The organism is Sodalinema sp., assembly GCF_046483825.1.
Lineage (GTDB): Bacteria > Cyanobacteriota > Cyanobacteriia > Cyanobacteriales > Geitlerinemataceae > Sodalinema.
Genome location: NZ_JAWOCL010000219.1, coordinates 1 through 8,471 on the forward strand (window position 1 = coordinate 1; position 8,471 = coordinate 8,471).

General features: G+C 49.9%; 10 protein-coding genes. 4 read left to right on the forward strand and 6 right to left on the reverse strand.

The genetic code is table 11. The features are described 5' to 3' along the window. The 4 genes from R6U67_RS14235 to hpsE (R6U67_RS14250) all read right to left on the reverse strand — a co-directional run. A partial coding sequence (locus R6U67_RS14235) for a hypothetical protein (RefSeq protein ID WP_410253158.1) occupies positions 1-325 on the reverse strand: 325 nt, incomplete at its 3' end. 397 nt (positions 326-722) lie between these two features. Continuing rightward, positions 723-1,886 (reverse strand): glycosyltransferase family 4 protein, encoded by a 1,164-nt coding sequence (locus tag R6U67_RS14240; protein ID WP_410253159.1) that lies wholly within the window; start codon positions 1,884-1,886, stop codon positions 723-725. Positions 1,887-2,048: 162 nt separating this feature from the next. Next, the gene (gene hpsE, locus R6U67_RS14245; protein WP_410253160.1) at positions 2,049-3,023 is read right to left on the reverse strand and encodes a hormogonium polysaccharide biosynthesis glycosyltransferase HpsE; all 975 of its coding nucleotides are present in this window, start codon (positions 3,021-3,023) and stop codon (positions 2,049-2,051) included. 58 nt (positions 3,024-3,081) lie between these two features. Then, entirely contained in the window at positions 3,082-4,047 is a 966-nt protein-coding gene (gene hpsE, locus R6U67_RS14250; protein ID WP_410253161.1) for a hormogonium polysaccharide biosynthesis glycosyltransferase HpsE, read from the reverse strand. A 29-nt stretch (positions 4,048-4,076) separates the two neighbouring features. Here hpsE (R6U67_RS14250) and R6U67_RS14255 point away from each other — a divergent pair, with 29 nt between their 5' ends. Beyond that, positions 4,077-5,318 (forward strand): FGGY-family carbohydrate kinase, encoded by a 1,242-nt coding sequence (locus R6U67_RS14255; protein ID WP_410253162.1) that lies wholly within the window; start codon positions 4,077-4,079, stop codon positions 5,316-5,318. Between the two features lie 249 nt (positions 5,319-5,567). Here R6U67_RS14255 and R6U67_RS14260 read toward each other — a convergent pair whose 3' ends face one another. Together R6U67_RS14260 and R6U67_RS14265 are read right to left on the reverse strand one after the other, a co-directional pair. Then, complete coding sequence (locus R6U67_RS14260; RefSeq protein ID WP_410253163.1) at positions 5,568-5,927, reverse strand: nucleotidyltransferase family protein; 360 nt, start codon at positions 5,925-5,927, stop codon at positions 5,568-5,570. Positions 5,928-6,062: 135 nt separating this feature from the next. Then, complete coding sequence (locus tag R6U67_RS14265) at positions 6,063-6,899, reverse strand: carbohydrate ABC transporter permease (RefSeq protein ID WP_410253164.1); 837 nt, start codon at positions 6,897-6,899, stop codon at positions 6,063-6,065. Positions 6,900-6,942: 43 nt separating this feature from the next. On the opposite strand from R6U67_RS14265, the gene R6U67_RS14270 reads away from it, so the two are divergent. The 3 genes from R6U67_RS14270 to R6U67_RS14280 are packed head-to-tail and all read left to right on the forward strand — an operon-like array spanning position 6,943 to position 8,233. Next, positions 6,943-7,404, forward strand: a complete 462-nt coding sequence (locus tag R6U67_RS14270; RefSeq protein WP_410253165.1) for an SRPBCC family protein — start codon at positions 6,943-6,945, stop codon at positions 7,402-7,404. Positions 7,405-7,420: 16 nt separating this feature from the next. Next, complete coding sequence (locus R6U67_RS14275; protein ID WP_410253166.1) at positions 7,421-7,609, forward strand: CPXCG motif-containing cysteine-rich protein; 189 nt, start codon at positions 7,421-7,423, stop codon at positions 7,607-7,609. A gap of 15 nt (positions 7,610-7,624) precedes the next feature. After that, positions 7,625-8,233: a Uma2 family endonuclease gene (locus tag R6U67_RS14280; RefSeq protein WP_410253167.1), complete on the forward strand. Its 609-nt coding sequence runs from the start codon at positions 7,625-7,627 to the stop codon at positions 8,231-8,233. Positions 8,234-8,471 lie beyond the last annotated feature (238 nt).

Genomic DNA, 8,471 nt, shown 5'->3' on the forward strand with positions numbered 1-8,471 from the left:
GGTTACTATCTGAGGTTAGGATCAGATCGGGGTTGAGGCGATCGCATTGGCGTTGCAGTTGTCGCCCATAGTCTCGGTTAAATTGAGGTTCTGTCCAAGTAAGATAGGTGTTTTGCCGAAGTTTATGATAGCGACGTTTGAGTTTGGGAAATAGGGCGGTCTGTTCCCGGTGTTTGTCGAGGTTATGGACAGAGATGACGCTATGATGGTGGCTGAGGGCATCGAAGATGGATTTACATTTTTGTCCATGACCCAGTTTGTTGCGGGGTAGGGTTTTAGGATTAAATTCGTTGAGATTAAATTCAGTTAAATAGGCAATTTTCATGGCAAAATATAGGTCAATCAAGTGTTTTAAAATTGGTCTTCAGGGTTCATGGTTATAAGAAAAATTTATGGCAGATTATACCCCTTGCCGTAGGGGCGAAAAATTTTTCGCCCCTACAATTTGGTATCCCATGCAACAAATTACACCGTATATCCTGAAGACCCTTTAAAATTATTGTTTTTTCTGCGGATTTGCTATTCGTGATGTCCTGGTGTCATGGCTGAAGCCGTGACACAGACTCTGAGCGGCTCTGCCGCCTGCACTCGGGAGGCAGAGCCTCCCAAAGACCATGACTTGACTGGAGCCAAGTCACGAGGAATGGGGCAATTTCTTGTCGTTTTTATGCCAAAAATTTATAGCCTAAACTCTAAATTTTTGGCATTTTTCGTGGCTTTTTTTACAGAGTTTCGAGGATTTTGGTCAAGGAATGACAGGCGGTTTTCCAGTTGAGAGACATTTGATAGTTGTCATAGGCAGCTTGGGCGATAATCTTATACTGTACTGGATTTTTAAACGTATCTAAAATAAGCTGTCCATAGCGTTCAATAGGGCTATTTATAGGCAAACACCAGCCCGTTTTGGGGTCTTGAAGAATACTGGCAATCCCTCCAGTTTGATGCGTAATACAAGGAAGGGCAAATCCTTGGGCTTCGCAAAACACATGACCGTAACTTTCAGCTTGAACCGGGAGAATAAAGAAATGGGAATTTAAGAACAGTTCCTTGAGTTGCTGATATTGCTGAGAATTGTCTTTATCGAGATAGCCAACATAGCGAATTTGGGGATTTTTTTCCAAAATAGAATCAGGAACAATTCCCGCAACAGTTAACTGAGTGGGGATGCCATTTTGATTCAGCCAGTCGCTGACCGCGAGGGCGATATCTCCCCCTTTACGAGTCCAATCTACACCAACCCATAATAACTGACAAATATCTTGGGGGCGTTGTGCGATCGCCGCCTGAATTTCCGCCTCATTGGGCATCTCTTGCCAATTCGCCCCCCAAGGAATCACAGCAACTTTAGATAATGGAAGTTTATACGTTGAAATGGCGTGATTCGCCGCCCAATCGGAGGCATAAACAACCTTAGAACAGCGGTTGATTGCCTGTTTTTCAACTTTATAGATATTTTGGCGAGTCTCGCGACAAAGGTTACTCATATAGGGATAATAGTCCATTAACGCCGAGAGGGGGGCATCTGTCCACAACACCATTGGCGTTTTGGGGGCGAGAGTGGCGATGGGCAAACAATTCTCGGCAGCCAAAATCAAGTCATAGTCAATTGCATTGAGTTGGCTTTGAACTTGACGATTATAATCGCGCACAATTGCCGGTTCTGCCCAACGATAATAGTCTCGCTGTTGAACTTTATTATAAAATTCCCATTTTAGCTTGGTGATGAGCGATCGCGGTTTCGTTAAACCGCCCACATACTCAATAGTGAACCCCAATGTTTCGAGAGTTTGGGCGATGGCTAAGCCAGCTTGACATAAGCCTAACTGAGTGGCGGGCCAACAGCGGCGATCGCGGACATCATAAATGGTCGTATAAGCCAGTTTCATCCTTGTTGTCAATCCTCCGATGACGGCTGAAAATGTTGGGTATTCAGAATATTAGGTGTGAAGTGTTGCCGTGGATACCAAATGGTAGGGGAACCCACCCCTAGCCCCTCCCAGGAGGGGATTTTCGCCCCTACCGCAACGGACATCATCCGCCATAAATTTTCACACATAAAACGGACTCAAAAAACGACCCATCTTCTCTTGCAAATCACAAGCTTTCACGATATCATCATCAAAGTCGCCACGATGCGTTAGATAACATTGAGCTAACTTGAGTCCATCCGAGAGGAAATAGAGAGGCATCAACCACCGAACCTTAGCCCCTAAACGGGCAATTCGCAACGCATGATTCGATAACCCTGCTGTACGAGAAATTTTCAGTAAATAATCTCGCTGAAAACGAGATTCCGGTAAATGATGCCAAACCTCCATTTTGGGATTATGCCAAATTTGCCAATCACTATTTTGCATATAAAAGAGGGCTTCTAAATCCTCACAAGCCCCGACATAGGTTTTCCCCGCCTCATCTCGCCCTTGTAAACGGAGAGTTTGGGGAACCGACTCTCGCCAGGCCCGTTTGCGAACCACCGAACCGGGGGCGGCGGGAACAATTCGGGGGGTGGCGGTTCGGGCGTAACAAAACGGGCGATCGCCGCGATCATAGACCGCTAAACGCCGTTTAACAGCATCAAAATAGTCAGGAGGGGGGGCATCGAGTTTCGGGTGAATAATGCCGCCGTATGCCCCAATTTCCGGGCGATCGCAGCCGAATTGAAACGCCTCCCGAACCCAGGTTTCAGCGGGCAGATTATCATCATCGAGAAATCCCACCCACTCCTCACTGGCGGCGTCTTCGATGGCCCGACGACGGGCGTGAGTGGTTCCCTGGCGAGGTTCAAACACCCATCGCAAGCGGCTATTGGCTGGGGCATAATCGTCCCAGTGATAGGTTTTGACGACCTCTGCGGTGCGATCGCGACTATTATTATCCACCACCAACACCTCCCAGGTGATCAACTCGGTTCCTTGCTGTCGGGCTAACGCCTCTAACACCTGAGGAATTCGGTGTTCTCCGTTATAAGTACAAATGGCGACGGTGAAATACATGGGAAGAGGGAACAGGGGAGAAGAAGGCAAAAGGCAAAAGGCAAGAGGGGGGGGATGGGGTTTGGTAAAATTTTGGGGAGATTTACCGTTATGTTTTTTGGGTGTCGGGGGGGGTTTTGGGGGATTGCGGCTGTTTCCAGAAAAAGAGGGGACTGGTGAGACAGGCGATATAGAAACGAAGTTCGGCTTGGGCGACGATATCCTCTCGCAACTGGGTTCGGTACCGCAACAGATGACGCAAGATGCGACGAGTATCGTTGAGACTATAAGCCAGCAGGGCCAGGGGACGCAGTAGGGGCGAAAAACTTAACATCCGGGTTCGGTAGCGACTCAGTCCAATTCCCCGCATTAGGGTATAGAGATAATCCGCTTGGAGTCGCCAGGGGGGGATGAGGTGATGGACTCGTAACTGGGGGGCGTACCAGATGTCCCAACCCTGGCGTTGTAGGTAAACTAACGCTTCTAAGTCTTCTGAGGCGAGGGCCAGATCTGTTGTCCGCCCAACCAGAGTTAATCGTTGGGGAACGGAGGTTAACCAGGCTTGGCGACGGACGACTAATCCCGCCCCTGGGGGGAGGAGTCGCTTTTCGGGGGGGTAGCGTCGGGGTTCGGAACCGCGATCGGTGATGGCTAGAAACGGGGCGATGCGATCGAAGTTGGGCGGGGGTTCGATACTATAGTCGGGGAGAATGCGACTTCCGTAGGCCCCAATTTGGGGATGCTGTTGGCCGAAGGCTACGGCTTGAGAAATCCAATCGTCATCGGGGAGATTGTCGTCATCGAGGAAGCCAACGAGTTCTCCTTGGGCGGCTTCGATGGCCCGTTGGCGGGCAAAAGCAAGGCCCGGCTGGGTTTCTGAGACAATTCGCAAGGGAAGGCGATCGCAGTAGCCTCTAGCCACTTCCGTTGTGGCGTCGGTACTGCAATTATCGATAATTAGGAGTTCCCAAGAGATGGACTCGGGAGTGTGTTGGCGGCTGTCACAGAGGCGATTGAGAACTCGCGGTAAACGAGTTTCGCCGTTATAGGTACAGATGGCGATCGTCAAATCCACAGCATCTTGATTGAGGGAGGAACATCAGAATGGGATATGCACTTGGCGTTGATTTTGGCACATCGGGGGTACGGGCGATCCTGATTGATACCGCCGCAACTCCGGTTTGGACGCAACGAGTGGCGTTGCAACGTCAAACACCCGAGGCGTGGTGGCGGGCCTTGTCTACTGTTTTAGATCGCATTCCTGAGGAATTTCGGCAACAGATGGCGGCGATCGCCGTCAATGGAACGTCGGGAACGGTATTTCTCTGCGATCAGCGAGGACAGCCCATCTCCGATATCCTACTCTACAACGACCCTCGGGCCATGTCCGTGGCCTCAGTTGCCTCAGAGGTGCAACAGCGGGTTCCCCCGCGTCATCCGGCGGCCAGCAGTACCTCCAGTTTTAGTAAACTCATCTGGAGTCGTCAAACCCATTCCCCCACAGCGAACAGCTATTTTGTCCATCAAGCCGACTGGCTAAGTTTCCGACTCCATGGCCAACTCGGGATTAGTGACTATCACAACACCCTAAAACTCGGCTATGATCCTGAATTTTTAGTCTATCCCGACTGGATTCCCCAAGATCGCCCCCGACTTCCTCGGGTGGTGGCCCCAGGAGAGGCGATCGCACCCATCACATCAGCCATCTCACAACGGTTTCGGCTTCCCCCCGACTGTCAGGTTCACGCCGGAACCACCGATAGCATAGCCGCGTTTCTCGCCAGTGGGGCCAAGCAGCCGGGAGATGCCGTGACCTCTCTCGGGTCAACCTTAGTCTTAAAACTCCTCAGTCGTCAGCGAGTCGATGATAGCCGCTATGGGGTTTATAGCCATCGTTTAGGAGAGTTATGGTTAACGGGGGGTGCGTCAAATACCGGCGGGGCGGTGTTACAGCAGTTTTTCAGCAATCAGGAGTTACAAGAGTTGAGCGATCGCCTCCCCACAACTCCCAGTCCTCTGCAATACTATCCACTCACGCAACCGGGGGAACGGTTCCCCATCAACGACCCCAATTATCCCCCAAACTTAGACCCCAAACCCGAGGATTCCGTCGCCTTTCTCCACGGACTTCTCGACAGTATCGCCCGAATCGAAGCCCAGGGCTATCAGCGTTTAGGAGAACTCGGTGCAACGCCTCTGCAACGAGTTTACACCGCCGGCGGTGGCGCCAACAATGCCGCTTGGCAACAACTGCGACAGGCCCGCCTCGGTGTTCCGGTGACTCCGTCTCAAGACACGGAAGCCGCCTATGGAACCGCCCGTTTAGCCCTCACTCCAAGTCTCTAACCGCCTGAGAAATTCCCCGACACACTCTTGCAGTTTTGCATACAAAATTGTAGGAGAACCCAAGAGGATATTTCCACTATAACAAGGGTTTCAATCTGTCATTAAAGGCAAACGGAAAACGTGGTAGGGTGTGTTCCGGCATCCGCTAACTTTGACATTAGACGACTCACTTAATACTTGCCGGAACGCACCGTTTTCTGTATTTTTTAGGCGTGTTTCGTCATCTCATTTGAGCATTTAAATCAATGGTCAAGACACGTCGTTTTTGTTCGTCCATAACACTCCGGTTTTGCGAATTTTGTCAGCAAAATGACATTTATCTAAGGGTATCACATCCACATCTCGGTTGAAATCCGTCATGAGAAAGCTAATCATAGAAAAGAAGCCCACCGGATCAGCTTGTTCCACGGCGATATCGATATCCGATTCCTCATGAAATCGATTGGGATAGGTCAGGGAACCAAAAATATAGGCTTGCTGAACTCCATACTCTGAACCAAATTCGTCGAGCCATGCTTGAACATCTTTGAGTATTCTTTGACGGTCTTTTTCATTTTTATCGGCTTTTTCTTTTAGGCATTTATCGAGATAATTAGTGTTAGGAGTCATGGTTTAAGAAGAAGGGAACAGGGAACAGGGAACAGGGAACAGAAAAACGTGGTAGGGTGTGTTCCGGCATCCGCTAACTTTGACATTAGACGACTCACTTAAACCTTGCCGGAACGCACCATTTTCGAGAAGCTATCACCCCTTAATTCCACTACTAGCATTCGTCGAAATAATATAACGCTGAACCAAAACAAAGAGAACTAAAACAGGAACAATCGAGAGAATTGCCCCAGCAGAAATGAGTCGCCAATCGAGGGAAAATGCCCCAGAAAGTTGAGCAACCCCGAGAGGTAACGTATAAAGTTCTGGACGATCCAAAACAATAAGTGGCCAGAGAAAATCGCTCCAAGACCCAATAAACGTAAAAATCGCTAACGTGACCAGGGCTGGACGAATTGCCGGAAGCATAATTCGACCCCAAATTCCCAATTCAGAACAGCCATCCATGCGGGCAGCTTCTTCAAGTTCCTTGGGAACCGCCGCGAAGGCTTGACGTAGGAGAAAGATACCAAACGCGCCCGCCAAATAGGGAAACATAATCCCTAAATAGGTGTTGTTTAAGCGCAATTGTACCGTCAAGACATAGAGGGGAACCATGATGATTTGAAAAGGGATGGCGAGAGTCGCCAGGATACCGGCAAAAATCACCCCTCGCCCGCGAAATTCCAGTCGAGCTAGGGGATAGGCGGCGAGGGAACAAAAAAGGAGATTACAGACAACGGTACAGACCGCAACAAAACTACTATTAAAAAGATAGCGGCCAAAGGGTTGACTGGTCCAGACCGTGACGAAATTCTCCAAGGTGGGATGTTGGGGAATCCATTGAGGCGGAATTTGAAAGAGATTTTCTTGGGGAGATTTGAGGGCCGTACTCAACAGCCAGAGAAGGGGAAATAGCATCATCAGGGCGATGATGCTAAGAAGGAGATAGAGAACGAGGGAGTCTCGCAAAGAACGAGTGGATTGAGTCATGGGGGCGATCGCGGTAGGATGAGAAGTACAAACTGGGGCAATTATGCTGACATTTACCTATTCGAGCCAAATTGACGCACCGATTGAAACCGTCTGGCAGTTTCACGAACGAGCTGATATTCTGCAAATTCTAACTCCCCCTTGGCAACCCGTTGAGGTGGTGCGACGCGAAGGCGGCTTAGATGTGGGGGCGATGACGGAGTTTAAGATTTATCTCGGGCCGTTTCCCGTCACCTGGTTGGCCCGTCATACGGAGTGCGATCGCCCCTATCTCTTCACCGACGAACAACTCGACGGCCCCATGGACTATTGGCAACATCGCCACCAATTCAGCGAGGACAACGGCCAAACCCGCCTCACCGATAGTATTACCTATGAAATCCCCTTGTCGCCCCTCTCGGAACCCTTGCTGGGTTGGTTTGTCGGCGATCGTCTCCGAGATATGTTTCGCTATCGCCATGAGGTAACAAAACGCGAATGTGAACGCCAGGCCAACTCGAACTGATCCCAGAGACAACCCCATGCAAAACACCGCAACCTACAGCTGCGCCTATTGTGGCGAGGAAAACAGTACCTTTGTCGACTGGAGTGCCGGGGCGCAACAATCCTATGTCGAAGATTGCCAAGTCTGCTGTCGCCCCAATGTCCTCTATGTCCGTTTTGATGAAGAATTGCAAGATGTGACCATAGACAGTGAACCCGAGTCTTAGACGTTCAAAATAACCATGATTCAGACAATTACAAAACCCGTGTCCTTCGATGAATTTGTGGCCTGGTATCCCGAAAATGCAGACTGCAAATACGAACTCTACGACGGAACCATTATCGAAATGCCGTTAGCCACTGGAACCCACTCCAACATCACAGGATGTATCACCGGAGAACTTCATGTTGAAATCAGACGGCTCAAATTACCGTACTCGATTCCCGGTGCCTGTTTATTGAAACCCCTGGAGACCGAATCAGGGTATCAGCCAGACGTGATTGTACTAGATAAGGAGGAGTTGGCTAAGGAACCTCGCTGGCAAAAAGAGTCAATTGTGACGTCGGGGAGTTCGGTGCAGCTTGTGGTAGAAGTCGTGAGTCAAAACTGGAAAAATGACTATCTACGGAAGCTAGCCGACTATGAGGGAATGGGGATACCAGAATATTGGATTGTCGATTATTTGGGATTGGGAGGACGGCGGTTTATTGGCAATCCCAAATCGCCAACTCTTTCAATTTATACGATGGTTGATGGGGAGTATGAAGTGAAGCAATTTCGAGAAGAAGACCGGGTTGAGTCAGGGGCATTTCCTGAACTGGCATTAACGGTTAACGATATTTTCGAGTAGGGGCGAACCCTTGTGGTCGCCCAACCCCCTAACGATATTTTTGAGCGAACCCTTGTGGTCGCCCTCCCCCCTACTGCCTACTATACTGGAATCAGGTTTGTTGGAGGTCTCGGTCGATGGTGACGCGCACAGTGATGGCATGGGTGTTGGGCTTGTCTCTCCTGCTAATTCCTCAGGTTGGGGTGGCCCAGTCGGTGGATGAGTTGTTTGAGCGGGGAAGTGCGGCTCAAAGTCAGGG